Below are 24,195 nucleotides of genomic sequence, written 5' to 3'. Positions count from 1 at the left end.
CGCAGCGATTTCTCGTCCGCCTGTGGTGGAAGGCTGGACGCCGGAAACAGGCCGGGGTTATTTTCACGACACGTAGATAAGCACCACCAACACGGCTATATGGCGCCGGACGTCTGAGGGGTAGCGCATGGCAAAAAAGACGTCCAGCACATCGACGGAGATCAACGAGGCAGGTTCTCCCTCCGCGCAGATCGACACGAAGATCAAGGAGCTGGGTGACTGGCGCGGCGAGATGCTCGCTCGCGTCCGAAAGGTCATCAAGCAGGCTGTCCCGGACGTGGTCGAGGAATGGAAGTGGCGCGGCGTTCCGGTCTGGGAATACGCGGGCATCATCTGCACCGGCGAGACCTATAAGGCGGTCGTGAAGATGACCTTCGCGAAGGGCGCATCGCTCGATGACCCGTCAGGCCTGTTCAACTCCAGCCTCGACGGCAACACCCGGCGGGCTATCGATATTCACGAGGGCGACAAGCTGGATGAAAAGGCGCTGAAGGCGCTCATCCGCGCTGCGGTGGCGCTGAACACCTCGACAAAGAAGAAGCCAAAGAAAGCGTGAGCGTCGTTATCTGGCGACCGGCCACGACAGGTCGTAGGACATCACGTAGATGACGATCGCAGCCAGGCACAGAACCACGCCAATCCAGAACAGCGGCGAATGATGGATGGGGCGGTTGCGCGCTGCATCATCCCTTTGTTCGTCTTTCATTCGTCCCCCATTCCGGCGCCAAGTACCTCAATCGCTCGAATTGTCGCGCGACACTCTGACACGCTGCCTGCGCCCACTGAAGCACGCATTGTCGCACCATTCGCAGGAAAGGTACGCATGCGGCAGGGCGCGATTCGACGCAACGATGATGGATTATCCGCGCTGCTCCAGCCCGCGCGGCCGACCGCTGTCGTCGATATCGGTGCCAATCCCATTGACGGTGACCCGCCCTACAAGCCGATGCTGCAAAGCGGACTTTGCCGCGTTACCGGTTTCGATCCGCATCCGCAGGCATTGGCGCAACTGCAGGCAGGCAAGGGCGCGTTTGAGACCTATCTTCCTTATGCCGTCGGCGATGGCGGCAGCCATACGCTGAACATCTGCCGCGGCATCGGCTTTGCCAGCCTGCTGCAGCCCGAGCCGAAAACACTCACGCACTTTCCGAATTTTACCGAACTCGGACGTGTCCTCGACAGGCTTCCGCTCGATACACGGCGGCTCGACGATATCGCCGAAATCGAGCACATCGATCTCTTGAAGATCGACATTCAGGGTGGCGAACTGTCGGTGTTCAGGAACGGTCGCAGCAAACTGGCAAAGGCCGTCGCCATTCAGACCGAAGTCTCCTTCGTGCCGCTCTACGAGAAGCAGCCGGTGTTCGGCGACATCGATCTCGAACTGCGCAGCCTCGGCTTCATTCCGCACATGTTCGCGGCCATCAACAAGAAGATGATCGCGCCGATGATGGGCCCCAACCCTGCTGCTGCTATCAATCAACTCGTCGAGGCCGACGTCGTCTATGTCCGGGATTTCATCCAGGCCGAGGCGATGGAGAGCGAGCAGCTCAAGCACCTCGCACTGATCGCGCATCATTGCTACGGCTCGTTCGATCTGGCGCTGAATTGCGTGCATCATCTCACCAGCCGCGGTGCCGTCGCGCCCGATGCCAAGAACCGCTATGTCGCCCTGCTCCAGGCCAATCGCCCCAAAGTAGCTGGCGGCAGACTTTAAACTTCTCCGGTTCCGACGTAACATGGTGTCCGGCGCAGGGGACGCGCTGACGCTTGCATCAGATTCCAGCCAGGACACGGGGCAGACAATGCTTTCTCGGCGCCGACTTTTGCTGACTGCGGGAATGGCGATCGCCTGCCCTGCAGTCCTGCGCGCCGAACCGCTGAAGATGCGCCTCGCCCATAGCCTGCCGACCACCCATCCCGTCCACCCGGCCATGCAGCACTTTGCCGATCTGGCGCGCGAGCGTTCGCAGGGCGAACTCGACATCGCGCTGTTTGCGGACGGCCAGCTAGGTCAGGAAGTCGACCTGCTGTCGCAGGTACAGGCCGGCAAACTGGATTTCCTGAAAGTCAGCGCCAGCGTGCTCGAGCGCTTCCATCCCGCCTATAAGGTTCTCAACCTGCCTTTCACGTTCCGCGATCGCTCCCATTGGCTGAAAGTAACGAGCAACGAGATCGGCAGCGACGTTCTGGCCTCAACCACATCGGCGGGTCTTACCGGCTTGACCTTCTACGATGCCGGCGCGCGCAGCTTCTATGGCCGAAAACCGATTCTGCATCCCGACGATCTTAAGGGCATGAAGATCCGCATCCAGCCGTCTGAGACGATGGTCAAGCTGATGCAGCTGTTCGGTGCCGAAGGCATCGAGCTGTCATGGAGCAATGTCTATGTCGCGCTGAAGTCGGGATTGGTCGATGGTGCAGAGAACAGCGTGGTGGCGCTGATCGTCGGCAAACATGCCGAAGTCGCGACGCACTACTCGTTCGACGAACACACCATGATCCCGGATGTACTGCTGGTAGGCGCCGGCCGGCTCAACAGCATGACGCCGAAACAGCGGGAGATCATCCGGGAAGCCGCCGCCCTGTCGTATCATCACATGAACAAGCTGTGGACCGCATTCGAGACGCAAACGCGCCTGCAGGTCGAGGCGATGGGCGTGACATTCGTCAAGCCGGACAAGGCCCCCTTCATCGCGAAGGCAGCGCCCCTCGCCGACATTTATGCCGGCGAGGAAGCGTCACGGACGTTGCTGCGCAGGATTGCGCAGGCATAGGTCGTTTGATCGGGCTTATTTGACGCCGAGCAGTTCGACGTCGAAGATCAACGTCGCATTGGGCGGGATCACGCCGCCAGCACCGCGCGCGCCATAGCCGAGATCCGGCGGAATGATCAGCGTGCGCTTGCCGCCCACCTTCATGGTGGCGACGCCTTCGTCCCAGCCCTTGATGACACGCGACATGCCGATCGGGAATTCGAACGGCTCGTTGCGATCGACCGACGAGTCGAATTTCTTGCCCTTGACGCCGTTCTCATAGAGCCAGCCGGTGTAATGCATCACGCAGGTCTGTCCCTTGGCCGGCGTTGCGCCGGTGCCGACGGTGGTGTCTTCGATCTTGAGGCCTGAAGCTGTGGTCATGGTTTTTCCTGCGGCTGGCGCCATTTTCTGCGGCGCTTGTTTTTGAGGCGCTTGCGCCATGGCGGAAGAAAGGGAGACGTCGGACACGGCCACGATCATGGCCGCACTGAGCGCGACGGCCATGGCTCTAACGGCACGCTGGGAGTTTCGCATCATGTCTCCTGGATGGTTGGGTCTGCGAGCGGCGCAGTCATGCCCCCTCATCGCACCGCAACGCAAGTCCTGGCAATGCCGAATCCCGAAGCCGCGATCCATGGAAATCGGTCAATGAGGATGCTTGAATCGATCCTCAGTCAGGCTTCGAGCTGCTTCGGGCCAGCTGACCCTTGTAATTCTCGAGCAACCGGGTCGCCAACTCTGTCGCCTCATTGCTTGCCTGGAGCGAGCGACTGTCCGACATCGGCTCTGCGAGCGAGGCCGGATGTTTGAAGCTGAACGAGCGGATGACGCGATCGATGGCTGCTTGCATGGATAACTCCCGATGGCGACAGGAACTCCGCGTTTCGCGGAAAGTTCCTGATCAGTCAGCCGGAGGGCACCGCAGGTTCAAGGCAGCAGCACGGCCGCTGCAAAGCCGCAACATGGCCATTTTGGCGACAAATGTTGCTAAGCGCCTGCTTCTGCTGCGAATTGCAGCCCTTTGAAAGTCAAACGCTTGGGGTCGCGAACGCCTGCCAGATACAGACCGCGAATGAAGTGGGTCACCATGTCGCGATCACAGCCGGTCAGAACGACCACGGCATCGACGGCTGTCTTCTGGGCATCCATGTCAGTCCTCGCGCCGCACAGGCGGCCTGCTCCGCGCGCTCCAAATCGCCGGATGACCAAAACATGCCCGATTCCCGGGATTTGCGGATATACGCGGATCACCCCGGCGCAAGCTCCGCCCCAGCCTCGCGCAGGCCTCCTTGCCGGCAAATCATGCGTAAGATTGCCGTAAATCGCAGATAGTTGATGCGTTGCCGCGCTGTCGGCTGTAAACCGCAGCGGAGTTTCGGCCATTGCCTGGGTGTTCGCCCGGCTGCCGCACCCGACAATGACTCACCCCAAACCAAAGAAAGCGACAAGGCCTCGTTCATGTCATTTAAGGAACCCAGCTTCGCGGATCGCCAGAAGGCTGCGATCGAAGCCAAGAAGAACATTCTGAACAAATTCAAGGCAGCACCGGGGCCCGATGATCCTGCCGTGAAGGCGCGCGCCGCCGAGCGCGAAGCCGCTGCCGTCGCACGCGCGGAAGCCAAGGCCATCCGCGACGCTGAGAAGGCCGTCCAGAAGGCCCGCGAAGCCGAGGAAGCCGCCGCTGCTCTAGTCCAGGCTGCGCGCGAGAAGGAAGAAGCCGCGCTTGCCCAGGCCGCGCTGGAAGCCCAGCAGAAAGCTGCCCGCGACGCCCGCTACGCCGCCCGCAAGAAGCGTAAATAAGCACGAGATCAGCGTGCCATCATCTGATGGCACGCTGCCTGAATTGATTGTCCGAGGTCAGTTCGTTTTGCCGAATTGCGGCTCGTCGGGTTTGACGAAATTGTTGCCGCTCGGGCCGTAACCGGTGATCTGGATCACCGCGCCCTCTTCCCGTGTGCCGTCCCAATGCACCGCACCGGCGGGATGCACCATGTAGCCGCCGGTCTTCATCGGGATCGACTTTTCGGGCACGAAGGCTTCGCCCGTGCCGGTGTACCAGGTGCCCGACAGCACCACGACGTGACGATCTTCGGGATGCTTGTGCGGCTTGCTCATGATGCCGGGCGGCCACTTGATCCGCAGCACATAGATGCCCTGCTTTGAGGGATCTCCGTAAAGTGTCGCGACTTCGACGCCAACACCGAACGGATTCTTCCAAACTTCCTCGCCCTGATTGATGCGCACAAAGCCCATCTCATCGGTGGCGCTCCATGTCGTCACGCTTGGAAACAGTGTTGCTGCGATCAGACAGGTCACCGCAACGACGACGCGTCGTTCTTTTTTCATCATGGCCTCCCCAGGCGTTTTCTTGTGCGCGGAGGCTATGCCGAGTTTTCAGGTCCAGCAACGAGCAGCGCAACATGACGAGCCCATCGCACGGACGGGCCCGTCACAGCGACGATGATGAAGACGTTACTTCTTCATCATTCCATCGTCCTTCTTCATCATGCCGTCTTTCTTCATGCCATCGTCCTTCTTCATACCGTCGTGAGACATGGCATCCTTCTTCATACCGTCGCCGTTCGACATGGTGTCCTTTTTCATGCCGTCATCCTTGCTCATCTTGTCTTGAGCGAAGGCGGCAGGTGCCAGCGCGAGGCTGAGCGAGACGAGCGCGGCGGACACGCCGAGCGCAAACCTGGTGGAGATGGTCATGATGTTTTCCCTCGGATCCATTTCTGAAGCGCGACGTCTGTCGCTATGAACCAGACGTACGGAGGTCGCGGTTTGTTACGTCGCATCAAAAAAGTCTTGATGATGCATCCGATAGCCATTGCGTGCGACGCAACATCACTTGCCCGCCGGTTCGGATTGTATAAACGAAGGGACGCGCGGTGACGGAGCAACAGGACGCGGGCGCATTTTGTCCCGCCCGGCACCAGACGAACACTTTCAGGAGTTACGCATGCTGACTCGCCGCCACATCCTTGGATCGGCTCTCGCCGTGCCTGCGATCCTCCGTTGCGGTGTCGGTACGGCGCAGGCAGCGACTACACTGAAGATTTCGCACCAGTTTCCCGGCGGCACCATCGATAACGGCGACTTCCGCGACCGTCTGGTCCGGACTTTCGCCGCCGCCATCGCCAAGCAGAGTGGCGGCGACCTCGTTGCCGAGGTTTATCCGGATTCGTCGCTGATCAAGGCAGATGCGCAATTTTCCGCCATGCGCAAAGGGACTCTCGATCTCAGCCTTTATCCCTTGCCTTATGCCGGCAATGAATTGCCGGAAGCGAATATCGGTCTAATGCCCGGTCTGGTCTCGACCTACGATCAGGGCTTGCGCTGGAAGAACCTGCCGATCGGCAAGGCACTGAGCGACATTCTCGCCGACAAGGGCATCGTGCTGCTGACCTGGGTCTGGCAGGCCGGCGGTGTGGCTAGCCGCTCGCGCCCGCTGGTTGTTCCTGAGGACGCCAAGGGTCTCACGGTACGCGGCGGTTCGCGCGAGATGAACATGATGTTGCAGACTGCCGGCGCACGCGTGCTCTCAATGCCGTCCAACGAAATTTACGCGGCGATGAAGAGCGGCGCCTGCGATGCCGGCATCACCTCATCGACCAGCCTCATCTCATTCAAGCTGAGCGAAGTCGCCAAGCATCTGACCTCCGGCGCGGGTGCGTCCTACTGGTTCATGCTTGAGCCGCTGATGATGTCCAAGGCTGTGTTCGACAAATTGCCGAAAGCACACCAGGATATTCTGGTCTCGGTCGGCGCCGAGATGGAAGCCTTCGGCAAGGCGGGCGCGCAGCAAGACGATGTCGAAGTGTCCAGGGTCTATGAGAAGGCCGGCGCCCAGGTCAGCGCGCTCGACGCTGCGACCGTCGGCAAGTGGCGCGATATCGCGCGCGATACGGCGTGGAAGGACTATGTCGCCAAGACGCCGCTCACCGCGAACCTCCTCAAGCTCGCGCTGGACGTTCCGGCCTGACCTATCCTGTCGTCCGCCAGCTGGCTCTCAGCGCGTCTTCGCGTTGAGTGCCGAAGCGACACGGCTGACCGGCGGGCGGCCGATCAGAGCACTGATGGTGTTAGTCGCAGCGAGCAGCTTGTTCATATCGACGCCTGTGGCAATCCCCATGCCTTCCAGCATGTAGACCACATCTTCGGTACCGACATTGCCGGTCGCACCGGGCGCATAGGGGCAGCCGCCGAGACCGCCGGCAGCGCTGTCGACAACGCGACAGCCTTCTTCGATCCCGGCATAGAGATTGGCCAGCGCCTGACCATAAGTGTCGTGGAAGTGCATCGCGAGCTTCGGCATGGGAACCGAGCCAGCAACGGCGCGCAGCATCTGCCGCGCCTTCGACGGCGTCCCGACACCGATCGTGTCGCCGAGTGAGACTTCGTAGCAGCCGAGATCAAACAGCGTCTTTGAGACATCGACGACCGCCTGCGGCGCGACGTCGCCATCATAGGGACAACCGAGAACGCAGGACACGTAACCCCGCACGCGGATGCCGTCGGCCTTGGCGCGCTCGATCACCGGCTTGAAACGCTCGATGGATTCGGCGACCGAGCAATTGATGTTGGCACGCGAAAAGCCTTCCGAGGCCGAGGCGAACACCGCGATGACTTTCGCGCCGACCGCCTTCGCGCCCTCATAGCCCTTCTCGTTCGGCACCAGCACATGGAATTCACCGGGCAAATCGCGCACGCCGAGAAATACCTGATCCGAACCCATCATTTTGGGGATCGCCTTGGGCGACACGAACGAGCCGACCTCAACCGTATGCAGGCCAGCCCCGACCAACGCCTTCACGAAGGCGATGCGGTCTTCGACCGACACCGGCGTCTTTTCATTCTGCAAACCGTCGCGCGGACCGACCTCGACGATACGAACCAGATCACTCATGCCAATTTCAATCTCACGTGTCTTTCAGAGGATCAGGCGCTCGGCTCGACTTCCGCAAGCTCGACGCCTTCTCCAACGATATCGCCAACCTTGCACTTGATGCGCTTGAGCACGCCGGCAAACGGCGCACGCAATGTCTGCTCCATCTTCATGACTTCCAAGGTCAGGATGGCCGCGCCCTTCTCAAGGGTCGCGCCCTCCTCGGCCAGCAGGGCCACCACGGTGCCGGGCAACGGCGCAACGATCTTGTCCTCGCCGACTTGCTCTTCATCGTCGCCGCCGAACGGATCGACCCAATGCATGTCGAAACGGCCGTGACGCGTACGCAGGTAGAGTTCGTGGCCCTCGATCACCGAAACGATGTGCGAGCGCGCTCCGTCCAGCGTCAGATCGAAATGCCCGTCATCGGCCGCAGCCGTCTCAAACCCCAGCTCGCGAGTGCCGATCGAAATCGTCGCAGGACCGCTGCCGTAATTCAACGTCACGCGCTGTTCGTCCGAACCATGCTTGAATTTGAACACCCGCTGGCGACGCCCGACCGGCATCCAACCAGCCGTCAGCCAGGGCGAGGTACCGGCAGCCCGTGCTGCCTGCTCTTCGCTTGCGACGATGGCGGCGACGGCCGCGCATAGTTCGAGAGCGCTAGGCGCCGCCGAGTCCGGCGTCAACACTTTCAATTCACGCTCGATAAAGCCGGTGTCGATGGTGTTGGCACGCACATCCGGATGCGTCACAAGCGCCGATAGGAACGGCGTGTTGGTGACGATGCCGCGAATATCGGTTTCTTCCAGCCCACGATTGAGCCGGTTGATCGCTGCATCGCGTGTTGGCGCCCAAGCGATCACCTTGGCGAGCATGGCATCGTAATTCGGCGACACCGCATCGCCCTCGCGATAGCCGGCATCAATGCGCAAACCGTTGGTTTCCGCGGGCGTGCGCCAGGTGCTGATCCTGCCGACCGACGGCATGAAATTCTTGTGCGGATTCTCGGCGTAAACCCGCGCCTCGATGGCGTGGCCGTTGAGCTTGATCTCGCTTTGCGTCAGCGGCAGCTTTTCGCCAAACGCCACGCGGAGCTGCCACTCGACCAGATCAACGCCGGTGATCAGTTCGGTGACGGGATGCTCGACCTGCAGGCGCGTGTTCATCTCGATGAAGAACACGTCCTTGCCGTCAGAGACGAATTCGATGGTGCCGGCGCCGACATAGTTCACCGCGCCTGCGGCCTTGCGTGCAGCCGCGCAAACCGCCTCACGCTGCGCGCCGTTCAACGTCGGCGACGGCGCCTCTTCGATCACCTTCTGATGCCGTCGCTGCAACGTACATTCGCGCTCGAACAGCGAGACCAGATTGCCGTGGCTGTCGCCGACGATCTGCACTTCGATGTGGCGGGGATTGTCGACATACTTCTCGATCAGCATGCGGTCGTCGCCGAACGCTGCCTTCGCTTCGCGCTTGGCGCTGACGATGGCCGGAGCCAGTTCAACAGCCGAGCGCACCACGCGCATGCCACGCCCGCCGCCGCCCGCTGAGGCCTTCACCAGAACCGGGAAGCCGATCTTGTCGGCTGCCTTGGCCAATGTCGCGTCGTCCTGCGCTTCGCCATGGAAGCCCGGCACCAGCGGCACGCCAGCCTTCTCCATCAGCGCCTTGGAGCCCGACTTCGAGCCCATCGCAGTGATCATCTCCGCAGTAGGTCCAACGAAGATCAGGCCGGCATCGGCACAAGCCTGCGCGAACTCGGCGCTCTCGGAGAGAAAGCCGTAACCGGGGTGGATCGCCTCGGCGCCGGTCTTCTTTGCAGCTTCGAGAATGCGCTCGATATTGAGATAGCTGTCGCGCGCACGCGCCGGGCCGATCAACACGGCCTCGTCGGCTTCCGCGACATGCAGCGCATTGGCATCTGCCTCGGAATAGACCGCGACGGTGCGCAAGCCCATGGCGCGCGCCGTCCGGATGACGCGGCAGGCGATCTCGCCGCGATTGGCGATCAGGAGCGTGCGAAAGCGGCGATATAAGGCTTTTGAAATTTCGGCTTTGGCCATCATCACATCCTGAACAGGCCGAAGCGCGTCGGCTCGATCGGCGCATTGGCCGACGCTGACAAACCAAGTCCGAGCACCAGGCGCGTATCTGCGGGATCGATCACGCCGTCATCCCAGAGGCGCGCCGTCGCGTAATACGGGCTGCCCTGGGTCTCGAACTGGTCGCGTGTCGGCTTGCGAAACGCTTCCTCCTCTTCGGTCGACCAGGTGCCTCCCTTGGCTTCGATATTGTCGCGGCGCAGCTGACTCAGCACCATCGCTGCCTGCTCACCGCCCATCACCGAGATACGGGCATTGGGCCACATCCACAGAAAGCGCGGGCTGTAGGCGCGGCCGCACATGCCGTAATTGCCGGCGCCGTAGGAGCCGCCGACCACCACGGTGAATTTCGGGACGTTGGCCGTGGCGACAGCTGTCACCAGCTTGGCGCCATCACGCGCAATGCCGCCGGCCTCGTATTTCTTGCCGACCATGAAGCCGGTGATGTTCTGCAGGAACACCAGCGGGATGTTGCGCTGGCAGCAGAGCTCGATGAAATGCGCGCCCTTCAGCGAGCTCTCGCTGAACAGGATGCCGTTGTTAGCGATGATGCCGACCGGGAAGCCCCAGATATGCGCGAAGCCGCAGATTAGAGTCGTGCCGTAGAGCTTCTTGAATTCGTCGAATTCGGAACCGTCGACAATGCGCGCGATGATGTCGTGCATGTCGAATGGCTTGCGCGCGTCGGCAGGAATGACACCGTAGAGTTCTTCAGCCGCGTATACGGGATCGCGGGGCGCCTGCATGTTCAGTGTGGCCCGCTGTGGTGGCTTCAGCGTCGCGACGATTTTTCGCGCGATGCCGATGGCGTGACCATCGTTCTGTGCGTAGTGATCGGTGACGCCAGACTGCCGCGAATGCACATCCGCGCCGCCAAGTTCTTCGGCGGTGACAACCTCGCCGGTTGCGGCCTTCACCAGCGGCGGACCGCCGAGGAAGATCGTGCCCTGATTGCGCACGATGATGCTCTCGTCGGACATCGCCGGCATATAGGCGCCGCCGGCGGTGCAAGAGCCCATCACGACAGCAATCTGCGGAATGCCCTGCGCCGACATCTGCGCCTGATTGTAGAAGATGCGGCCGAAATGGCGCTCATCTGGAAAGATGTCGTCCTGCTGCGGCAAGAACGCACCGCCGGAGTCCACCATATAGATACACGGCAGATTGTTCTGCCGTGCGATGTCCTGCGCGCGCAGATGCTTCTTCACCGTCATCGGATAGTAAGTGCCGCCCTTGATGGTCGCATCATTGGCGACGATCATGCACTCCCTGCCCGACACTCGGCCGACGCCAGTGATGACGCTGGCGGAATGGACATCGCCGCCATAGAGGCCGTTGGCGGCCAATGGCGAGAGTTCGAGGAAGGCCGTGCCGGGATCGATCATCAGATCGACACGCTCGCGGGCCAGCATCTTGCCGCGCGCGGTGTGCTTGGCGCGGGACGCCTTGCCGCCGCCCCCGGCGACCGCACCGAGCTTGTCCTTGAGCTCGGCAACCTGCGCCTTCATCACATCGACATTGCGTTTGAACTCGGCCGAGGTGGGATCGATCGTGGAGCGAAGCGACATCGGCTTCCGTTTCCTGCAGGGTCTGTTTCTTGTTTGCACGGCGGCCCGGCAACGGGCCTGCCATGATGGTGTCACCCCGTCGTGGCGGGACGCAACCCTAACTTTCGGTGCTAGTCAGGGTGAGATTTGGAGCGTTACGGGGGCTGATTTGCCCGCAAACCGGTCGTCAGTGCGACCATGGCTCCGAGCGGCGGAACGCAAAATTGTCGGCATAGGCGATGGTCCGGGGCGCACGCACCTTGGGCTCGATCACCTGATAGGCAATGCCTTCGCGCTCGCAGTAGGCGACCGCCTCTTCCTTACTGTCGAAGTGGATGGACAGCTGCTGCTTCATGTCACCGGACGACGTCCAGCCCATCAGGGGCTCGATCACCCGCGCCTGCTCCGGCTCATAATCGAGCTGCCAGTCCTTGGTCTTGGCAAGGCCTGCCTGCATGGCATTCTTGGGGGCTTTGAAGATACGTGCGGTCATGGAATGCGATAGCCTTTTAAGGATGGGCCTTCGTCTCGGGATTAGCGTCTCGGGATCGGCCTTGGTCAGCTGCGACACTGCGACAAATTGGTGAAAACGGCGGGGCTGGTATATCCAATTGTCACGAATTTGATCCGTGATTCCGTCGTTTGGCGGCTTCGTTATTGTGTATATTCGTTCCACGGCGTCGTGACAATCGGGGCACGAAGCGGTCTATCTGATCTCGCAATTCGGCATCACGAAGGGCTCCTGAAGCGGCACCCATGGATATTCACGCCATCCTTCCCCCCAAAGGCCGAGACCTTCGGCTGGACCTGTTCCGCGGTATCGCCAACTGGGCGATCTACCTCGATCACATCCCCGACAATGTGGTGAACTGGGTCACCACCCGGAACTATGGCTTCTCCGACGCCGCCGACCTGTTCGTCTTCATCTCCGGCTACACGGCGTCCTTTGTCTACGCCAAGATGATGCTGGAGCGCGGCTTCATCGTCGGCGCTACACGCCTCACCAAGCGGGTCTGGCAGCTCTATGTCGCCCACGTTATCCTGTTCGTGATCTACATCGCCGCCATCGGCTATGTGGCGCAGCGCTATAACGACCCCGACATCATCAACGAGTTCAACGTTGCCGGTCTGGTCGACAATCCGATCCAGACGCTGACGCAAGGTCTGCTGCTCAAGTTCAAGCCGCTCAATCTCGACGTGCTGCCACTCTATATTGTGCTGATGGGCCTGTTCCCGCCGGTGCTGTGGATGATGCTGCGCAAGCCGGATCTGACGATGCTCGCGTCGCTGGCGCTGTATTTCGCAGCCCGCCAGTTCGGCTGGAATCTGCCCGCCTATCCCTACGGCGTCTGGTACTTCAACCCATTCACCTGGCAATTGCTGTTCGTGTTCGGCGCTTGGTTCGCGCTCGGCGGCGCGCTCGAGTCACGCTCGGTGATCCGTTCCAAGGTGCTGCTGTATTTTGGCATCGCCTATCTCTTGTTCTCGCTTGTCATGACCATGGCCGGTCGCTTCCCGGACACCGGCCACATGATCATGCCGGACTGGTTGTTCGACGCGTTCAATCCAAACGACAAGACCAACCTCGCGCCCTATCGCGTGCTGCATTTCGTGATCATCGCCTTCTTCGTCACCCGCTTCGTGCCGAAAGAATGGAAAGGCCTGGAGTGGCCGGTGTTTCAGCCGCTCATCAAATGCGGCCAGCAGTCGCTCGCCGTATTCTGCGTCGGCGTGTTCCTGTCCTTCGTCGGCCACTTCCAGCTGATGATGTCGTCTGGCTCGTTGCTGGCGCAAATATTCGTCAGCGCCGCCGGCATCGGCATCATGACCTGCGTGGCCTATTACATCTCGTGGTCGAAGAAGCAGGACAAGCCGTTGCCGAAGCCGGCTGCGCCCGCAGCGTCAGAACAGCAGGCATCGCCGTCGAAAGCCGCAGAATAGACCCGTTGTCGAACATGGTGCGGGACAGGCGAGAAATCGCCGGCAGATGCCTTGCTGCCCCCGGCCTAAGCGTGTATCGACACCGCATCGTCGGGGTATAGCGCAGCCTGGTAGCGCGGCGGTTTTGGGTACCGCAGGTCCTAGGTTCGAATCCTAGTGCCCCGACCATCCCCCATAATATTCAATGACTTAGCGCTTCTTGAACAGCGGATGGACCACTTGGTCTCCCGGCGCGATTCCGTATTTTTTGGCGGTGCCTGCGACCACTTCGAGAACAGCCCGTGCCGGGCCTCCCGATGAAATGATCTTGAGGGACTGTGGCTCGGTATTCTCCGCGATCCGGAGCACCCGGCCGTCGCCGGTAATGAAGACCATGTCGAGCGAAACGAAGGTGTTCTTCATCCACATGGAGACCTGCTGCTCCGGCGTGAAGTCGAACAGCATGCCGCGGCCATCCGCGAGCTCCTTGCGGTACATCAGACCGGTCGTACGCTCCTCGTCGGTCTTGGCGATTTCGACTGAGAACATCCGCACACCCGACTTGGTGACGATTTCGAGCGGCTGGAATTCGGCGGCTGCGGCTGGCTTGTAAGGGCCGACAAGGGCCAGAGCGGCGATCACCGCCAGCATCGAGAGGCGGCAGCGGGCGGCGAAGCGAAACAGACTCATGAAGGGCAATCCACGCAAAGAGCCCGGTCAGGATGCCGGGCGGCGCGACCCTAGCCTGACGACGCGTGCCAGCGCCAGACGGTCGTGATGCACAGCCGCGTGATAGCCCTCGACGGCAAGGCTGGCAGGAAACCTGCAAGAAACTTGGAAAACCGTGGACGGCTTAGTGCGACGAAAGACCCGGCGTACCGCCTTCGGGCTGGATCTCGGCAGCCATCATGCCCTTGGAGCCGGGCCCAAAGCGCACCAGCACATACTGGCCGGGACGCAGCTCGGTCATGCCGAAGCGGCGAAGGGTTTCCATGTGAACGAAGATGTCCGGCGTGCCTTCGCCGCAGCTCAGGAAGCCGAAGCCACGCAGCCGGTTGAACCACTTCACCTGCGCCCGCTCGAGGCCACTGGTAGGCGTCACGCTGACATGAGTGCGCGGCGGCAACATCTGCGCCGGATGGATGGCAGTCGACTCGTCCATCGAGACAACGCGGAAAGCCTGATAGCCCTTGGACCGCTGGGTGCATTCAACGACCACACGGGCACCTTCATAGGCCGTCTGGTAGCCGTCGCGGCGAAGCACGGTCACATGCAGGAGCACGTCGGCTGCGCCATTGTCAGGAATGATGAAGCCATAACCTTTGGAAGCATCGAACCACTTGATAACACCGCTGATCTCGACGAGATCGACGGCGTTGCCTTCGCCGACACCCGCAAAGGGGTCGAGTGCGTCGCGGCTTGCGTTGCCTGAAAGCTCATTCCCTGGTCGCGGACCACCCGCTCCGGGAATCAGTCCCCCCAACCGCTTGGACTCAAATGCGTCCGACCCCATGGCCCCGGATCCCACTATCATTTGCGCTGTCAGCCCTGTCAGCGCCATCTCACATGCCCCATCGAAGCTAATTCACGATGGCGCGGTGCGAATCTTTCGATTCGAAGATAACACTGTCGCCTGATCAGCAAAGACAAAAAACGAACACAGTGACAGCTATGAACAGCTTGCGCTCAAACGAATCAGATGCGCATCAATTTCCGACGAATGGTCCGAGCGTTTCGCCGATATCATGGCGAATGACAAGGTCAGCGTGATCGTCCTGCTCGGTCGCCTCATTGTTGATGATGACAAGGCGTGCACCGGCATGTTTCGCCATCATCGGGAATCCCGCTGCGGGCCACACGACGAGCGACGATCCAATCGCAATGAACAGATCGCAGTGCTGCGATAGCTCAGCTGCGCGACGCATCTCATCTTCAGGCATCGCCTGACCGAATGAGATCGTCGCAGCCTTCACGGGCTCGCCGCATACCGTGCAGTCTGGCGCCTGTCTTTCGGAATCGAATCTGCTCTTCACCCAATCGAGCTCATAGCGCCTCGCGCAACCGATGCAGCGCGCATAGGTCGTATTGCCGTGCAGCTCGATCACGGCGTCAGCCTTGAAGCCGGACGCTTGATGCAGGTTGTCGATGTTTTGGGTGATCACAGCAGGAATCTTGCCAGCCTTGTAGAGCGAGGCGAGTGCGCGATGCCCGCGACCAGGCTTGGCGGCAGCGAATGTCTCTTCCATCGCAAAGCGCCGGCGCCAGGCTTCATCGCGCGCATCCTGACTGGCGACGAACTCGTCGAACGGAATTGGCCGGTTACGGGTCCACAAGCCACCAGGCGAACGAAAGTCGGGAATGCCCGTTTCGGTCGAGATCCCCGCGCCGGTGAACGGCACGATGGTTCTGGCTTCGGCGATCATCTCGCCAAGACGATCCACGCCAGTGCGAAGGTCAGTTGCAATCATTGGAAGGTCCGAGAGGAAGTGATCCAACGACAATGCCGCAGACCGGGATCCGGTGCCATGCCGGGATCAACGCATGTTTTGCTTCGTCGCCACGTTTCCAGGATCTATTTCGCTTTGGCGCGCCCATTCCTGGCGGGCTTGTCGATCAAAAAGTCTTCCCGCTTGCGGCCGGCTGCGATCTCCTTCGCGAGCCAGCCCGCAACACCGCCGCGCCCGGTCCAGGTCTCTCCCGTTTTGGGATGGCGATACTTCGCCGGAACCTTGATGCCTTTGACGCGGCTGGTTTTGCCGTCGACGCTTCTGATCTGTGCGAGTTGCGCCTGCAATTCGGCGCGGTGGGCTTGCAGTTGCTTGTCGATATCCTCCCGCAATGCGAGGAGTTCGGGAACCGAAAGAGATTTGATATCAAGGGTCGGCATAAATAAGCTCCGATAAAATACGTCCGCACTCCTTCCCCAAGGCGCGCAAAATACGCGCCAGCGAGCGTCAATTAAATGAAATGCGGACGGTGTCAAAACACCACATCAAAATCAAATATCGGGGCGAAGCTGAAATGCGCTCCGCCCTCCAGTAGTTAAATACCGATTTGCGAAATCTTTATGCAGCTCGCGAAACATCGGCGGAGAGCTCACTCTTCGGCAGATCGTCCTTCTTCGGCTTTGCCACAGGCGTTGCCTGAGACTTCTTCACGGACTTGCCGTACTGCGCGAGCTTATCGAGCTCGGCTTCGAGCTCAGCCTGACGCGCAGCAACTTTTTCCGCCAGCTTGTCGGATGCATGATCGCGCAGTGCCGCAAGTTCCTCGATGCTCAGTGAGTCCAGATCGATCTTGGCCATGGAAATCTCCGTTTATTCCGAACTAGCGGTAACATCCATGGGCCGCAAGCGCGGCAGCGCGATCATCCACCGAAGACATCATGATGGATGCAATTCAATTGACGTCGAGCTCACGCTTCGCAGAGAATGGATGCGGGATTGGGGAAACGCGTCATGGCATCCTGGAAAGAAGAGCGTGACCGGCTGGTCGCGCAGACGCTCGCATTCGTACAGGAAGTCGCCGCAGCGCATCCGGTCGCGGCCCAGCGACTGAACATCTGGCAACCGCCGAGCCACGCGCCGTCGCACGCGTCCTATTCAGCGGAAACCGTCACCTCGCCTGCCACCGTGGACGCAGATCGTTTGATGGCTCCTGCTCTGATTGTACATGCGGCGAACGCAGCAATTGAAACCTCAGAGCGCAGTTCGCAGGACATTCCTGTTGCAGTTCCTACCAACGTGCCAACTCCTGCCCGGAGAGATCCACTCTATTCGGGCCCATCTGAACGGGCCGAGATCCTCAAGCGCGTTGCGTCGTTCAAGGCTCGCCAAGCCCAGATGATCCACGAGCGCGACGTCTATTACGAAGCCATGCAGACGCGTATCCGAACAACGCTGCGGAACGATTCCGGGCGCGACCGGTTGTAAAGCCGGAGCAGTTTCCCCGATGCTCTGTTTTCAGAAAGCCCCGTCCTCCCCCGGCGGGGCTTTCGCCTTGCGGGCTTCGGCTTGCTAGAGCTTCAACGTGAGGAGACGGTCTGTCGGTTCGGGTTATTTGCCGAGGTGTCGCCGCACGGCGGCAACCGAAGAGCCGACCTTTTCGATCGCGGCGTTCAATTCGGTCGGCGAGACGCTCAGCCGATAGGCCCAGTAGTCGCGCTGGGTAGCGTCACTGGAATCGATCACCGGCGCCGGCCGGACGCCGCGTTCGGACGCCAGGACGGCGGCGACTGGGACGAGACTGATCATGCCGGCAGGGTAACACGTCGCCCGTACAGCCCAAGCGAGTGCACACTCCAACGTTAACAGGCGATTGATGCAATCTCGGAAAGTCGTCCAGCCAAAGCAAGCCTTGCAGCGAGCGGCTACTGAACCACCGAGCCCAGGGAGGCCTGGATCTCATTGAGCGGGATGCAAAGCTTTTTGCGGCGCAGGCCGCGAATGGCGCCAGTGACCTTCAAGATCTTGCCAGCGGCACATGAACCGTCATGGACCAGCGCGCTCTCGTAAGGCGCCAGGATGAGCGGTTCAGCTGTCCGAATGGACTGAGCGGCGGAAGGTGTGGCCAACGCCACCAGAGAAATTCCGAAAGTCCCCAAAACCCAAAAACGCATGGTCGTCCCCAACACAGCAAATACGTACCGGTCCAAGGGTAATCGTTCACGCCCTTCAATTTTTGCAGTCGGCTCTCCCCGAGCCGTTACCGCAATTATTGGCCCGGACCACCGCGAAACACAAAGCAATTTTCGCGCCGATTTCCGGTTTCAGCATAGGGTCAGAGCGTGACCTGCTCGTGACCGCACTCCTTGCAGGTGAAAGACACCCGCGCGACCCCCTTTGGCGCCGAGACCTTGTTCGCCGCGCCGCACTTGCCGCAGGTCGTCATAATCCGTGTGTCGCCCTGCTTCACCACCAGCGCCTTGCGCTCCATAGTCTCGCGGATCAGACGCTCGGCCTCTTCGCGCATTGCCTGCTTGCTCATGCAGCTCTCCTGACAGACGCCGAAGCAAAAGGCCCCGAGCGAGCGGCCTTATAGCCGATGACGATGACACTCTCCATCGCGATCAAAATCGGGACCCCGGATCGCACCATTCCCTGGGGAGTTTCCGTGCATTCCAATCTGCCGCAGCGAGATCCCGATGGACAGAATGGCTGACCTGAACTAGAACAAACAGAGAACATCATTCGCCAATGTTTTATCGGGACGTCACAGGAATCGCCGGGTTGGCGGGGCATACGCGGCTGGAAAACAGGGAGACTGACATGGATTTGCAGGCACGTATCGACCTTTGGAAAAGCATCGATCCGGATCCGGAATTCTGCCGCAAGGCAGAACGAGAAATGCTGCTGTTGAGTTGTCAGGACGAAGACTGGGTCAACGCGCGGATGCGGGATTTCGAACAGGCGCTCGCATTGGAGAGTGTTGAATAACGGAACCCTTTGGCGTCGACGGCGTTACGTCTGCGCTGGAATATCCAACCTCGCTTCACAGCGGTGATGCGAGGTTTTGTTTTGCCGGTGATTCGGTGCGGGAGATCGATCTGAGCTTGCGTGAGCGTCGCGCGCTGCGACTTATCCACCGGTCGCCTTGCAAAGATCGGATTGATGCCGCATTCGGCATCGATGCTCTCCTTGGGGAGCGAAACGAAGAGAAGAGAATGAACGAAGAAAGAATTTCAGCGGCACGCGCCGACATGGAACGCCGGGTAGCAGAATTTCGCGAGAAACAGGCAAAGTTTCAGCGCGAACGCGAAGACTATTACGAGACCACGATCGAAAAGGTACGGGCCACCGACTGGAACGAGTTCGTGACGCCCCGTCAGGAGCGCCGTGTGCGGCACTAGCTACGATCTGCGAGTCACTGCGCGTGCAGCGCAATAGGCCCGAAGCAATGCTCCGGGCCCTGATATTGTTCAGCCCCTACCAATAGCCGTAGCTACGATAGTAGCGCGGCCCACCATAGGCATAGGGGCCGGGACCATAGTAACCGCCATAATAGGCCGGTCGGTAATAGCGCGGTCGGTAATATCCGTAGCCGGGACCGTAGCCATAATAGCGTGGGCCATATCCGTATCCGTACGGTCCGTACGCACCATAGGCCCCCGCGGCCAGCGCACCTGCGGCAATACCAAAGCCGATTGCGGGACCCGGTCCCCAACCTCTACCCCATCCGCGCGCTTCAGCAGGCGCCGTCACGGCGGTCGTGCCGATGGCTGCGACAGTGGCCAGGATCAATGCTGCTTTTTTCATGTGATACCCTTTCTGTTCACCACCGGCCAAATAACGCCAAGCTTTTTTGTTGGTTTCAGGGCCTGTAAGATTTCACCGCTCGGGTTCCAGACCGGAGGTGCGTCATGATGCCCATTCGCTATCGCCGTGCGCAGCTCGCCCGCCAGCTTCAGGCCTTTCACGCGGCGCACCCCGAATTCATCAGAGAGCGGCTTCGCGCTTTCGATGAACACAACGGACGCGACAAGATGATTCCCGTGACGCATCGCAAAATGAAGCCGTCACCCTATACGCGTCGCTTCGCTACGCTCCCCCGCGACAAGGCGCCGATTAGCTCCGGGTGAAGCCTTAACGCGCCCCATACCGCCTTCACGTTTCATTCACCATGAGGGGCCGGTTATCGGAACGGCTCGCAAAGCCGACGCTTTCCTCTCCATGAATGTACGCGGTGTCGCACGGACACGCGTGCGAGCAGTGGAGTAATGGCGATGATTGAACAGATCGCAAAGATCGACAAGGCGCTCGATGAATTGCTCGTCGGCCTTGGCCAGATGGTGCTGCGCCTATCGAATCCGCATGTCACGCGTACGCGCGAGGAACGCGAGGCTCTTGTCCGCTCAGTCAATCAGTTCTCAACCTGCGCAGCCCGCTCCAGCGATCCGCGGGTCCTCAAGCTTGCTGACGACTTGCAAAATACGCTGAAGCCGCGCCTGCGTCTCGTGGCCAGTCGCTGACGACGCTGGGCGTCCCAAAACATTTGCAGGGCAACGACGTAGGAACGTTTCTCCCTTTTACCTGTTGGCCAGACACAACCAAAAGGGAGGCTCTACATGCCCATCGAAGCAAGTGAACAAGGTAACCTGATTGGCAGCGACAAGGTCGAAGGCACCGCAGTGTTCGGCGCTGACGACCAGAAGATCGGTTCAATCGAGCGCGTGATGATCGACAAGAAGAGTGGCCGGGTGTCCTACGCTGTGCTCAGCTTTGGCGGCTTTCTCGGCATCGGCGACGATCACTATCCCCTGCCCTGGCAGTCGCTGAAATATGATACCGCACTGGGCGGTTATCGCACTGGCGTAACGCAGCAGCAGCTGGAGAACGCTCCCAAATACGGCAACGACAATAGTTGGAATTGGGCTGACACATCGCGGGCCCGCGCGGTGAACGATTACTACGGCGTTCCCATGGGCATCTGACGCCAGGGATATACCACACAGCAGAACGGCACCCGATCGGGTGCCGTTCTTGTTTGTTCACCCAGTCCGATGCATCGGCACTCTAGTGCGCCAGTTCCTTGCGCACTGCCGCAGCCGCATTGCCAACTTTCTCCACCGCCGCCTGCAGCTGCTCGCGGGAAACGCCGAGCTGATGGGTCCAGTATTTCACCTCATGCGCCTCGTGCATGTTGATCTTGCTGCGATCCGGCTGACCCTTGTTCTTCCGGTCGTCCATCGTCGTCTGCCTCTTCAATTAACTGGTTGATGTACATGGCGAGCTGCTCGCCGGCGTCATTGAAATCTTCGTCCACGCAAGGTGTCCCATATGCCGTTTGGTGAGTGCAAAACATGCACGACTGTGACTTGTTCCGGGCGCCGCTCACCTGCCACACAAGCAATTGTTCAAATGCCGGAGATTCCGCCAACCCGGCTTTAACTGCACTTCCAGAGCTCGGAGAACCCCATCGCCCCCGCGGCATTATGGGAGATGATGTCCACAGCCCTTGTCGTTCAAACCGTCGAACTGAGGCCGAATCCGCCGCCTTACGGTCGGCTCTCATTGCGCACGGGGGCATGGGACCAGTTGCAGGCGAAACGAGCCTATGACGACCATCACGAGCTGCCCGAGGCGCCGGTCGAGCTCGACAAGAAGGTCTGAGGTAGCCACCAGTCCGCGGCGATCCACGCTATTGCGAAACGCCCCCACCAATGCCGACGCTCCCGCCGACCCTGATGCAGGTCGACGTCCCCTCAACCTGCACGAAGCCGGCGCCGTATTGCTTACACGGATCTGGTTTTCGTGGTGCCGGCGTCATGCTCTGCTTCGTTGCCACTGGCTTCTTCGACGCCGCAGCGAAGGCCTGCAGCGGTATGACAGCGATCAGCAGTCCAACAGCGACAATTCTCATGGTCTTCCCTCGCCGCTTGCATGCGGTCGCATAGCTCATTGGAACGAACGCCGCAGTGCGCTGTTTCCATGGCATGGGACCGAGAGAAGAAGATAATAGTGTATTCCTGCTCAGCGCGGTCGCGCTTGTCTGCGGAATGATCGCCTTCGTACCGTGGCTCCTCAAGCCGACACCCGCTGTTGCCGATAAAGGCGCCCAGCATGTCGCCTATGAGCGACCCGCATTGCCAGAGCCCGTACGCGTGATCGTACCCTTCACCCCAAACACCACGCCAAGCCAGCGTTGACGGTTTGCTTGGCTAGTTGGCAGTCACGGGCTGGCCGGCGGTGCGAGTGAGCTTGTCGGCTTTCAGCAGGACATGGTCCGTTGTCGGCTGCGGCCGTGCAAAGAAGCTCACCGCGACAAAGGCTGTGCAGAACAGAAATCCCACCAGCATCACCCGTCGATGCGTCGGCTTGTCGGCATTGTGAAACGAAGCGGACATGGTCACTCCCTCGATGGGAAATGAATAGCTCACTCTTATTTCCGCGCAATCATACTCTGGTTTTAACCTAACCGATGAAGGTTACTTGGCAGATCGGATTTTAACGAAGCCGTTGTGGACTGTTAATTTCCGGCGCTCCCGCGATCAAACTAAACTACAGAACCGCATCGTGAAGCGATCCTACCTGGTTCGTTACTTCCTCGGCCTGTTACTTCTTATCGACGTTGTCCTGCGAAATCGGCGGAGTGCAAGTCTCCTTCGCATACTTCTCAGCGAGTTCGAATATTTCGCGACGGCGCTCCGGCTCGTTAATGGTGAGGTAAGTCACAACCATTTTTAAGGCCTCCTCGTCCGAAGCCCTTCCAAACCGCCACACGAGTAACACTCCCAAGTTGTACAGAAAGGTTTCGGAACCTTTTCCCTGTACGTTGAATTGAATGCCCATCAATATACGCAATATTACGGTCAGTTGGCCAATAAGTTCCGGGAGCGGTGATGATTGTCGGTCGGCCCATCTCGGAGATCTGCAGGGAGCTCGCCATCTCGGCGCAGGCGGGCCATCACACAGTTCTCGCGCAGATCCTGCGGATGGCTTCGCTCGAAGCCGCCCAGAGCGGCGTGCGTCATCATGAAGGCGATTCCAGTATCCAGGATCGATTGGTCGGCACCTGGGACTGGGACATCGCCAATGACCGCGTCTATGCAGACAGCAAATTCGCCCGTCTGTTCGGCGTCAATGCGGATTTGGCCTCGCGGGGCACGCCGTTGCAACACTGGCTGGATGCCATTCATCCGGACGACATCGATGATGTCGCCGCCGCTATCACTCGCTCACTGACGACCGGTCAGGTGTTCTCCCGTGAATATCGCGTCGTCTCTCACGGCGACACGCATTGGGTCTATGCGCGCGGCAAATGCACGCTCGATTCGTCGGGCAAGGCGGTTCGGTTTCCTGGCGCCATCGTCGACATCACGCGGGAGAAGATCGATGACCATCATTTCAGCATCGTCCCGACCTAATCCCGCACGGTTCGAGATTACCCATTACGGCAGCGTTCCCGATAAAATGCTGCGGTCACGGCTTAATACATCGTCACCGGGAACGTAGCCTTGCGCTGCCGGTTATGCCCGCATGGCAAGGAAATTTTTTAGCGTCGTCGTCGTTCGCTCCGTCGAGGAATCCGTGGAGATCGTCGTGGAAGCCAAGAGCGCCGATGACGCCCATGTGGCGGCCATTCAGCATTTGCAAAAAAGCGGTGACGAATATGCGTGGGAGAAGCCGCGCAAGGATTTGACCGTCTGGCACAAGCGGGAAATCGATACGCCCGCCATCGTGGATGTCAGCGCCTGAGGGCAACGCTCTTCACAATTCAGATGGTGCGCCCTCTTTCTCAAGACGACATCTGCCATTTGTCTTGTTTAGCTGCTATGGCAAGCGCCGCTGCCCTAGTGGTTGCACGCTTGTGTCGATCCCATGGAGACAATCCCAATGCGCTACCTTCACACCATGCTGCGCGTCCGCAATCTGGATGCGGCCCTGAAATTCTATGCCGATGCGCTCGGGCTCAAGGAAGTCCGCCGGGTCGACAACGACAAGGCGAAATTCACTCTGGTGTTCTTGTGCGGCGCCGAAGACGAGGCGTTACTTGCCAAGACCAAGGGACGAGGCGCGCCGCTGGTCGAACTCACTTACAACTGGGACGAAGAAAAATATGGCGAGGATCGCTATTTCGGTCATCTCGCTTATGAGGTCGACGACATCTATGCGACCTGCGACCGGTTGATGAAGCTCGGTATCACCATCAATCGTCCGCCGCGCGATGGCCAGATGGCCTTCGTGCGATCGCCCGATCTGCATTCCATCGAGCTGCTGCAGAAAGGCGACGCACTGCCGCCGCAGGAGCCATGGTCGTCAATGCCCAACACCGGACATTGGTAACTCACAAAACGCATCGCTGCAGGTGCAGCGGTGGAACGCCATGAGCAGTGCCGCGTTGTTGATGCGATACTGATTTCATGGAGGCTGAGACAATGGGACGTGGAATTCTGCTCTGGCTGCTGGGTGTACCGATTCCGGTGATCATTCTGCTGTGGCTCTTCTTCGGTCGCTGACGCCTCCCAAGCTGAACCC

At 60.0% G+C, this 24,195-nt stretch carries 37 protein-coding genes and 1 tRNA gene; 16 read left to right on the top strand and 22 right to left on the bottom strand.

Annotated elements, in window-relative coordinates; genetic code table 11:
- The first annotated feature begins 127 nt into the window (after positions 1 to 127).
- Positions 128 to 556 carry a DUF1801 domain-containing protein gene (locus tag AC1DUY_RS01935; protein ID WP_478111875.1) on the top strand — a complete coding sequence of 143 codons (429 nt, stop codon included), beginning with the start codon at positions 128 to 130 and terminating at the stop codon, positions 554 to 556.
- Between the two features lie 6 nt (positions 557 to 562).
- Here AC1DUY_RS01935 and AC1DUY_RS01930 read toward each other — a convergent pair whose 3' ends face one another.
- On the bottom strand, positions 563 to 706 hold the full coding sequence (locus tag AC1DUY_RS01930; protein ID WP_478111873.1) for a hypothetical protein: 144 nt from the start codon (positions 704 to 706) through the stop codon (positions 563 to 565).
- Between the two features lie 117 nt (positions 707 to 823).
- On the opposite strand from AC1DUY_RS01930, the gene AC1DUY_RS01925 reads away from it, so the two are divergent.
- Both AC1DUY_RS01925 and AC1DUY_RS01920 read left to right on the top strand, forming a co-directional pair.
- Positions 824 to 1,717 carry an FkbM family methyltransferase gene (locus AC1DUY_RS01925; RefSeq protein WP_478111871.1) on the top strand — a complete coding sequence of 298 codons (894 nt, stop codon included), beginning with the start codon at positions 824 to 826 and terminating at the stop codon, positions 1,715 to 1,717.
- Between the two features lie 124 nt (positions 1,718 to 1,841).
- A complete protein-coding gene (locus tag AC1DUY_RS01920) occupies positions 1,842 to 2,777 on the top strand; it encodes a TRAP transporter substrate-binding protein (protein ID WP_309946180.1) in 936 nt (311 codons plus the stop codon).
- Between the two features lie 15 nt (positions 2,778 to 2,792).
- Here the strand turns inward: AC1DUY_RS01920 and AC1DUY_RS01915 are convergent, their stop codons facing one another.
- The 3 genes from AC1DUY_RS01915 to AC1DUY_RS01905 all read right to left on the bottom strand — a co-directional run bounded on the left by AC1DUY_RS01915 (position 2,793) and on the right by AC1DUY_RS01905 (position 3,908).
- A complete protein-coding gene (locus tag AC1DUY_RS01915) occupies positions 2,793 to 3,293 on the bottom strand; it encodes an FKBP-type peptidyl-prolyl cis-trans isomerase (protein ID WP_478111869.1) in 501 nt (166 codons plus the stop codon).
- Between the two features lie 136 nt (positions 3,294 to 3,429).
- Positions 3,430 to 3,609 (bottom strand): hypothetical protein, encoded by a 180-nt coding sequence (locus tag AC1DUY_RS01910; protein ID WP_478111867.1) that lies wholly within the window; start codon positions 3,607 to 3,609, stop codon positions 3,430 to 3,432.
- 137 nt (positions 3,610 to 3,746) lie between these two features.
- Entirely contained in the window at positions 3,747 to 3,908 is a 162-nt protein-coding gene (locus AC1DUY_RS01905) for a hypothetical protein (protein WP_315842166.1), read from the bottom strand.
- Positions 3,909 to 4,217: 309 nt separating this feature from the next.
- On the opposite strand from AC1DUY_RS01905, the gene AC1DUY_RS01900 reads away from it, so the two are divergent.
- Positions 4,218 to 4,559 carry a DUF6481 family protein gene (locus AC1DUY_RS01900; protein WP_093758522.1) on the top strand — a complete coding sequence of 114 codons (342 nt, stop codon included), beginning with the start codon at positions 4,218 to 4,220 and terminating at the stop codon, positions 4,557 to 4,559.
- Positions 4,560 to 4,616: 57 nt separating this feature from the next.
- Here AC1DUY_RS01900 and AC1DUY_RS01895 read toward each other — a convergent pair whose 3' ends face one another.
- Both AC1DUY_RS01895 and AC1DUY_RS01890 read right to left on the bottom strand, forming a co-directional pair.
- Entirely contained in the window at positions 4,617 to 5,105 is a 489-nt protein-coding gene (locus AC1DUY_RS01895) for a cupin domain-containing protein (protein ID WP_478111864.1), read from the bottom strand.
- 126 nt (positions 5,106 to 5,231) lie between these two features.
- Positions 5,232 to 5,474, bottom strand: a complete 243-nt coding sequence (locus AC1DUY_RS01890; RefSeq protein WP_478111862.1) for a pentapeptide MXKDX repeat protein — start codon at positions 5,472 to 5,474, stop codon at positions 5,232 to 5,234.
- A gap of 250 nt (positions 5,475 to 5,724) precedes the next feature.
- Here AC1DUY_RS01890 and dctP point away from each other — a divergent pair, with 250 nt between their 5' ends.
- Positions 5,725 to 6,747: a TRAP transporter substrate-binding protein DctP gene (gene dctP / locus AC1DUY_RS01885; RefSeq protein ID WP_478111860.1), complete on the top strand. Its 1,023-nt coding sequence runs from the start codon at positions 5,725 to 5,727 to the stop codon at positions 6,745 to 6,747.
- Between the two features lie 27 nt (positions 6,748 to 6,774).
- On the opposite strand, the gene AC1DUY_RS01880 is transcribed toward dctP, so the two are convergent.
- The 4 genes from AC1DUY_RS01880 to AC1DUY_RS01865 form a co-directional block, all read right to left on the bottom strand.
- Positions 6,775 to 7,671 carry a hydroxymethylglutaryl-CoA lyase gene (locus AC1DUY_RS01880; protein WP_478111858.1) on the bottom strand — a complete coding sequence of 299 codons (897 nt, stop codon included), beginning with the start codon at positions 7,669 to 7,671 and terminating at the stop codon, positions 6,775 to 6,777.
- 32 nt (positions 7,672 to 7,703) lie between these two features.
- Positions 7,704 to 9,716, bottom strand: coding sequence for an acetyl/propionyl/methylcrotonyl-CoA carboxylase subunit alpha (locus AC1DUY_RS01875; protein WP_478111856.1), 2,013 nt, complete (start codon positions 9,714 to 9,716; stop codon positions 7,704 to 7,706).
- Between the two features lie 2 nt (positions 9,717 to 9,718).
- Complete coding sequence (locus AC1DUY_RS01870) at positions 9,719 to 11,323, bottom strand: carboxyl transferase domain-containing protein (protein ID WP_089264255.1); 1,605 nt, start codon at positions 11,321 to 11,323, stop codon at positions 9,719 to 9,721.
- Positions 11,324 to 11,489: 166 nt separating this feature from the next.
- Entirely contained in the window at positions 11,490 to 11,795 is a 306-nt protein-coding gene (locus AC1DUY_RS01865) for an ETC complex I subunit (protein WP_089264254.1), read from the bottom strand.
- Between the two features lie 263 nt (positions 11,796 to 12,058).
- On the opposite strand from AC1DUY_RS01865, the gene AC1DUY_RS01860 reads away from it, so the two are divergent.
- Both AC1DUY_RS01860 and AC1DUY_RS01855 read left to right on the top strand, forming a co-directional pair.
- Positions 12,059 to 13,243, top strand: coding sequence for an OpgC domain-containing protein (locus AC1DUY_RS01860; RefSeq protein WP_439071770.1), 1,185 nt, complete (start codon positions 12,059 to 12,061; stop codon positions 13,241 to 13,243).
- A 91-nt stretch (positions 13,244 to 13,334) separates the two neighbouring features.
- Positions 13,335 to 13,411: transfer RNA gene (locus tag AC1DUY_RS01855), tRNA-Pro, on the top strand.
- A gap of 21 nt (positions 13,412 to 13,432) precedes the next feature.
- Here the strand turns inward: AC1DUY_RS01855 and AC1DUY_RS01850 are convergent.
- From AC1DUY_RS01850 to AC1DUY_RS01830, 5 genes are all read right to left on the bottom strand, one after another.
- Entirely contained in the window at positions 13,433 to 13,912 is a 480-nt protein-coding gene (locus tag AC1DUY_RS01850) for a DUF192 domain-containing protein (protein ID WP_478111853.1), read from the bottom strand.
- Positions 13,913 to 14,075: 163 nt separating this feature from the next.
- On the bottom strand, positions 14,076 to 14,735 hold the full coding sequence (locus AC1DUY_RS01845) for a cold-shock protein (RefSeq protein WP_170849667.1): 660 nt from the start codon (positions 14,733 to 14,735) through the stop codon (positions 14,076 to 14,078).
- Positions 14,736 to 14,928: 193 nt separating this feature from the next.
- On the bottom strand, positions 14,929 to 15,690 hold the full coding sequence (locus tag AC1DUY_RS01840) for an SIR2 family NAD-dependent protein deacylase (protein WP_089264251.1): 762 nt from the start codon (positions 15,688 to 15,690) through the stop codon (positions 14,929 to 14,931).
- Positions 15,691 to 15,794: 104 nt separating this feature from the next.
- On the bottom strand, positions 15,795 to 16,109 hold the full coding sequence (locus AC1DUY_RS01835) for an H-NS histone family protein (RefSeq protein ID WP_068736501.1): 315 nt from the start codon (positions 16,107 to 16,109) through the stop codon (positions 15,795 to 15,797).
- A gap of 178 nt (positions 16,110 to 16,287) precedes the next feature.
- Positions 16,288 to 16,527, bottom strand: coding sequence for a hypothetical protein (locus tag AC1DUY_RS01830; protein WP_093758515.1), 240 nt, complete (start codon positions 16,525 to 16,527; stop codon positions 16,288 to 16,290).
- A gap of 126 nt (positions 16,528 to 16,653) precedes the next feature.
- On the opposite strand from AC1DUY_RS01830, the gene AC1DUY_RS01825 reads away from it, so the two are divergent.
- Positions 16,654 to 17,154: a hypothetical protein gene (locus tag AC1DUY_RS01825; protein WP_478111849.1), complete on the top strand. Its 501-nt coding sequence runs from the start codon at positions 16,654 to 16,656 to the stop codon at positions 17,152 to 17,154.
- Between the two features lie 123 nt (positions 17,155 to 17,277).
- Here AC1DUY_RS01825 and AC1DUY_RS01820 read toward each other — a convergent pair whose 3' ends face one another.
- The 3 genes from AC1DUY_RS01820 to AC1DUY_RS01810 all read right to left on the bottom strand — a co-directional run bounded on the left by AC1DUY_RS01820 (position 17,278) and on the right by AC1DUY_RS01810 (position 18,208).
- Positions 17,278 to 17,475, bottom strand: a complete 198-nt coding sequence (locus AC1DUY_RS01820) for a DUF3606 domain-containing protein (protein WP_439058427.1) — start codon at positions 17,473 to 17,475, stop codon at positions 17,278 to 17,280.
- A 116-nt stretch (positions 17,476 to 17,591) separates the two neighbouring features.
- The gene (locus tag AC1DUY_RS01815; protein WP_478111847.1) at positions 17,592 to 17,840 is read right to left on the bottom strand and encodes a hypothetical protein; all 249 of its coding nucleotides are present in this window, start codon (positions 17,838 to 17,840) and stop codon (positions 17,592 to 17,594) included.
- A 161-nt stretch (positions 17,841 to 18,001) separates the two neighbouring features.
- Positions 18,002 to 18,208 (bottom strand): hypothetical protein, encoded by a 207-nt coding sequence (locus tag AC1DUY_RS01810; RefSeq protein WP_089264246.1) that lies wholly within the window; start codon positions 18,206 to 18,208, stop codon positions 18,002 to 18,004.
- Between the two features lie 281 nt (positions 18,209 to 18,489).
- On the opposite strand from AC1DUY_RS01810, the gene AC1DUY_RS01805 reads away from it, so the two are divergent.
- Both AC1DUY_RS01805 and AC1DUY_RS01800 read left to right on the top strand, forming a co-directional pair.
- Positions 18,490 to 18,657 carry a hypothetical protein gene (locus tag AC1DUY_RS01805; protein WP_439085130.1) on the top strand — a complete coding sequence of 56 codons (168 nt, stop codon included), beginning with the start codon at positions 18,490 to 18,492 and terminating at the stop codon, positions 18,655 to 18,657.
- A 95-nt stretch (positions 18,658 to 18,752) separates the two neighbouring features.
- Positions 18,753 to 19,070, top strand: a complete 318-nt coding sequence (locus AC1DUY_RS01800; protein ID WP_478111844.1) for a hypothetical protein — start codon at positions 18,753 to 18,755, stop codon at positions 19,068 to 19,070.
- Positions 19,071 to 19,146: 76 nt separating this feature from the next.
- On the opposite strand, the gene AC1DUY_RS01795 is transcribed toward AC1DUY_RS01800, so the two are convergent.
- On the bottom strand, positions 19,147 to 19,476 hold the full coding sequence (locus tag AC1DUY_RS01795; RefSeq protein WP_478111842.1) for a hypothetical protein: 330 nt from the start codon (positions 19,474 to 19,476) through the stop codon (positions 19,147 to 19,149).
- A complete protein-coding gene (locus AC1DUY_RS01790) occupies positions 19,473 to 19,688 on the bottom strand; it encodes a hypothetical protein (protein ID WP_170849666.1) in 216 nt (71 codons plus the stop codon). The genes AC1DUY_RS01795 and AC1DUY_RS01790 overlap by 4 nt, the downstream gene beginning before the upstream one ends.
- 255 nt (positions 19,689 to 19,943) lie before the next feature.
- Here AC1DUY_RS01790 and AC1DUY_RS01785 point away from each other — a divergent pair, with 255 nt between their 5' ends.
- A complete protein-coding gene (locus AC1DUY_RS01785) occupies positions 19,944 to 20,189 on the top strand; it encodes a hypothetical protein (protein ID WP_478111840.1) in 246 nt (81 codons plus the stop codon).
- Positions 20,190 to 20,285: 96 nt separating this feature from the next.
- Positions 20,286 to 20,651: a PRC-barrel domain-containing protein gene (locus AC1DUY_RS01780; RefSeq protein WP_089264240.1), complete on the top strand. Its 366-nt coding sequence runs from the start codon at positions 20,286 to 20,288 to the stop codon at positions 20,649 to 20,651.
- Between the two features lie 82 nt (positions 20,652 to 20,733).
- On the opposite strand, the gene AC1DUY_RS01775 is transcribed toward AC1DUY_RS01780, so the two are convergent.
- Positions 20,734 to 20,907 carry a DUF3606 domain-containing protein gene (locus AC1DUY_RS01775; RefSeq protein ID WP_081422012.1) on the bottom strand — a complete coding sequence of 58 codons (174 nt, stop codon included), beginning with the start codon at positions 20,905 to 20,907 and terminating at the stop codon, positions 20,734 to 20,736.
- A gap of 255 nt (positions 20,908 to 21,162) precedes the next feature.
- On the opposite strand from AC1DUY_RS01775, the gene AC1DUY_RS01770 reads away from it, so the two are divergent.
- A complete protein-coding gene (locus tag AC1DUY_RS01770) occupies positions 21,163 to 21,330 on the top strand; it encodes a hypothetical protein (RefSeq protein WP_184516808.1) in 168 nt (55 codons plus the stop codon).
- A 548-nt stretch (positions 21,331 to 21,878) separates the two neighbouring features.
- Here the strand turns inward: AC1DUY_RS01770 and AC1DUY_RS01765 are convergent.
- Positions 21,879 to 22,064 carry a hypothetical protein gene (locus tag AC1DUY_RS01765; RefSeq protein ID WP_320444218.1) on the bottom strand — a complete coding sequence of 62 codons (186 nt, stop codon included), beginning with the start codon at positions 22,062 to 22,064 and terminating at the stop codon, positions 21,879 to 21,881.
- A 495-nt stretch (positions 22,065 to 22,559) separates the two neighbouring features.
- Between AC1DUY_RS01765 and AC1DUY_RS01760 the strand changes: the two genes are divergently transcribed.
- The 3 genes from AC1DUY_RS01760 to AC1DUY_RS01750 all read left to right on the top strand — a co-directional run bounded on the left by AC1DUY_RS01760 (position 22,560) and on the right by AC1DUY_RS01750 (position 24,003).
- Positions 22,560 to 23,084, top strand: coding sequence for a PAS domain-containing protein (locus AC1DUY_RS01760; RefSeq protein ID WP_478111837.1), 525 nt, complete (start codon positions 22,560 to 22,562; stop codon positions 23,082 to 23,084).
- A gap of 163 nt (positions 23,085 to 23,247) precedes the next feature.
- Complete coding sequence (locus tag AC1DUY_RS01755) at positions 23,248 to 23,415, top strand: hypothetical protein (protein ID WP_244628521.1); 168 nt, start codon at positions 23,248 to 23,250, stop codon at positions 23,413 to 23,415.
- A gap of 138 nt (positions 23,416 to 23,553) precedes the next feature.
- Positions 23,554 to 24,003: a VOC family protein gene (locus tag AC1DUY_RS01750; RefSeq protein WP_478111834.1), complete on the top strand. Its 450-nt coding sequence runs from the start codon at positions 23,554 to 23,556 to the stop codon at positions 24,001 to 24,003.
- The last annotated feature ends 192 nt before the right edge of the window (positions 24,004 to 24,195 follow it).

This window comes from Tardiphaga sp. P4_G1 (assembly GCF_056401215.1).
The sequence above is the reverse complement of the archived record's forward strand: the minus strand, read 5'-3'. Positions and strand labels throughout refer to the sequence as shown.

What these genes read in the sequence shown, in the direction of transcription:
- AC1DUY_RS01910 (WP_478111867.1), bottom strand. Translation starts at nt 3,609, where the DNA reads ATGCAAGCAGCCATCGATCGCGTCATCCGCTCGTTCAGCTTCAAACAT.
- AC1DUY_RS01805 (WP_439085130.1), top strand. Translation starts at nt 18,490, where the DNA reads ATGGATTTGCAGGCACGTATCGACCTTTGGAAAAGCATCGATCCGGAT.
- AC1DUY_RS01895 (WP_478111864.1), bottom strand. Translation starts at nt 5,105, where the DNA reads ATGAAAAAAGAACGACGCGTCGTCGTTGCGGTGACCTGTCTGATCGCA.
- AC1DUY_RS01925 (WP_478111871.1), top strand. Translation starts at nt 824, where the DNA reads ATGCGGCAGGGCGCGATTCGACGCAACGATGATGGATTATCCGCGCTG.
- AC1DUY_RS01775 (WP_081422012.1), bottom strand. Translation starts at nt 20,907, where the DNA reads ATGGACGACCGGAAGAACAAGGGTCAGCCGGATCGCAGCAAGATCAAC.
- AC1DUY_RS01920 (WP_309946180.1), top strand. Translation starts at nt 1,842, where the DNA reads ATGGCGATCGCCTGCCCTGCAGTCCTGCGCGCCGAACCGCTGAAGATG.
- AC1DUY_RS01915 (WP_478111869.1), bottom strand. Translation starts at nt 3,293, where the DNA reads ATGCGAAACTCCCAGCGTGCCGTTAGAGCCATGGCCGTCGCGCTCAGT.
- AC1DUY_RS01835 (WP_068736501.1), bottom strand. Translation starts at nt 16,109, where the DNA reads ATGCCGACCCTTGATATCAAATCTCTTTCGGTTCCCGAACTCCTCGCA.
- AC1DUY_RS01900 (WP_093758522.1), top strand. Translation starts at nt 4,218, where the DNA reads ATGTCATTTAAGGAACCCAGCTTCGCGGATCGCCAGAAGGCTGCGATC.
- AC1DUY_RS01820 (WP_439058427.1), bottom strand. Translation starts at nt 17,475, where the DNA reads ATGATCAGTCTCGTCCCAGTCGCCGCCGTCCTGGCGTCCGAACGCGGC.
- AC1DUY_RS01880 (WP_478111858.1), bottom strand. Translation starts at nt 7,671, where the DNA reads ATGAGTGATCTGGTTCGTATCGTCGAGGTCGGTCCGCGCGACGGTTTG.
- AC1DUY_RS01825 (WP_478111849.1), top strand. Translation starts at nt 16,654, where the DNA reads ATGGATGCGGGATTGGGGAAACGCGTCATGGCATCCTGGAAAGAAGAG.
- AC1DUY_RS01780 (WP_089264240.1), top strand. Translation starts at nt 20,286, where the DNA reads ATGCCCATCGAAGCAAGTGAACAAGGTAACCTGATTGGCAGCGACAAG.
- AC1DUY_RS01815 (WP_478111847.1), bottom strand. Translation starts at nt 17,840, where the DNA reads ATGCGTTTTTGGGTTTTGGGGACTTTCGGAATTTCTCTGGTGGCGTTG.
- AC1DUY_RS01935 (WP_478111875.1), top strand. Translation starts at nt 128, where the DNA reads ATGGCAAAAAAGACGTCCAGCACATCGACGGAGATCAACGAGGCAGGT.
- AC1DUY_RS01890 (WP_478111862.1), bottom strand. Translation starts at nt 5,474, where the DNA reads ATGACCATCTCCACCAGGTTTGCGCTCGGCGTGTCCGCCGCGCTCGTC.
- AC1DUY_RS01765 (WP_320444218.1), bottom strand. Translation starts at nt 22,064, where the DNA reads ATGTCCGCTTCGTTTCACAATGCCGACAAGCCGACGCATCGACGGGTG.
- AC1DUY_RS01750 (WP_478111834.1), top strand. Translation starts at nt 23,554, where the DNA reads ATGCGCTACCTTCACACCATGCTGCGCGTCCGCAATCTGGATGCGGCC.
- AC1DUY_RS01875 (WP_478111856.1), bottom strand. Translation starts at nt 9,716, where the DNA reads ATGGCCAAAGCCGAAATTTCAAAAGCCTTATATCGCCGCTTTCGCACG.
- AC1DUY_RS01785 (WP_478111840.1), top strand. Translation starts at nt 19,944, where the DNA reads ATGATTGAACAGATCGCAAAGATCGACAAGGCGCTCGATGAATTGCTC.
- AC1DUY_RS01865 (WP_089264254.1), bottom strand. Translation starts at nt 11,795, where the DNA reads ATGACCGCACGTATCTTCAAAGCCCCCAAGAATGCCATGCAGGCAGGC.
- AC1DUY_RS01930 (WP_478111873.1), bottom strand. Translation starts at nt 706, where the DNA reads ATGAAAGACGAACAAAGGGATGATGCAGCGCGCAACCGCCCCATCCAT.
- dctP (WP_478111860.1), top strand. Translation starts at nt 5,725, where the DNA reads ATGCTGACTCGCCGCCACATCCTTGGATCGGCTCTCGCCGTGCCTGCG.
- AC1DUY_RS01795 (WP_478111842.1), bottom strand. Translation starts at nt 19,476, where the DNA reads ATGAAAAAAGCAGCATTGATCCTGGCCACTGTCGCAGCCATCGGCACG.
- AC1DUY_RS01860 (WP_439071770.1), top strand. Translation starts at nt 12,059, where the DNA reads ATGGATATTCACGCCATCCTTCCCCCCAAAGGCCGAGACCTTCGGCTG.
- AC1DUY_RS01850 (WP_478111853.1), bottom strand. Translation starts at nt 13,912, where the DNA reads ATGAGTCTGTTTCGCTTCGCCGCCCGCTGCCGCCTCTCGATGCTGGCG.
- AC1DUY_RS01760 (WP_478111837.1), top strand. Translation starts at nt 22,560, where the DNA reads ATGATTGTCGGTCGGCCCATCTCGGAGATCTGCAGGGAGCTCGCCATC.
- AC1DUY_RS01770 (WP_184516808.1), top strand. Translation starts at nt 21,163, where the DNA reads ATGTCCACAGCCCTTGTCGTTCAAACCGTCGAACTGAGGCCGAATCCG.
- AC1DUY_RS01810 (WP_089264246.1), bottom strand. Translation starts at nt 18,208, where the DNA reads ATGAGCAAGCAGGCAATGCGCGAAGAGGCCGAGCGTCTGATCCGCGAG.
- AC1DUY_RS01840 (WP_089264251.1), bottom strand. Translation starts at nt 15,690, where the DNA reads ATGATTGCAACTGACCTTCGCACTGGCGTGGATCGTCTTGGCGAGATG.
- AC1DUY_RS01870 (WP_089264255.1), bottom strand. Translation starts at nt 11,323, where the DNA reads ATGTCGCTTCGCTCCACGATCGATCCCACCTCGGCCGAGTTCAAACGC.
- AC1DUY_RS01905 (WP_315842166.1), bottom strand. Translation starts at nt 3,908, where the DNA reads ATGGATGCCCAGAAGACAGCCGTCGATGCCGTGGTCGTTCTGACCGGC.
- AC1DUY_RS01830 (WP_093758515.1), bottom strand. Translation starts at nt 16,527, where the DNA reads ATGGCCAAGATCGATCTGGACTCACTGAGCATCGAGGAACTTGCGGCA.
- AC1DUY_RS01845 (WP_170849667.1), bottom strand. Translation starts at nt 14,735, where the DNA reads ATGGGGTCGGACGCATTTGAGTCCAAGCGGTTGGGGGGACTGATTCCC.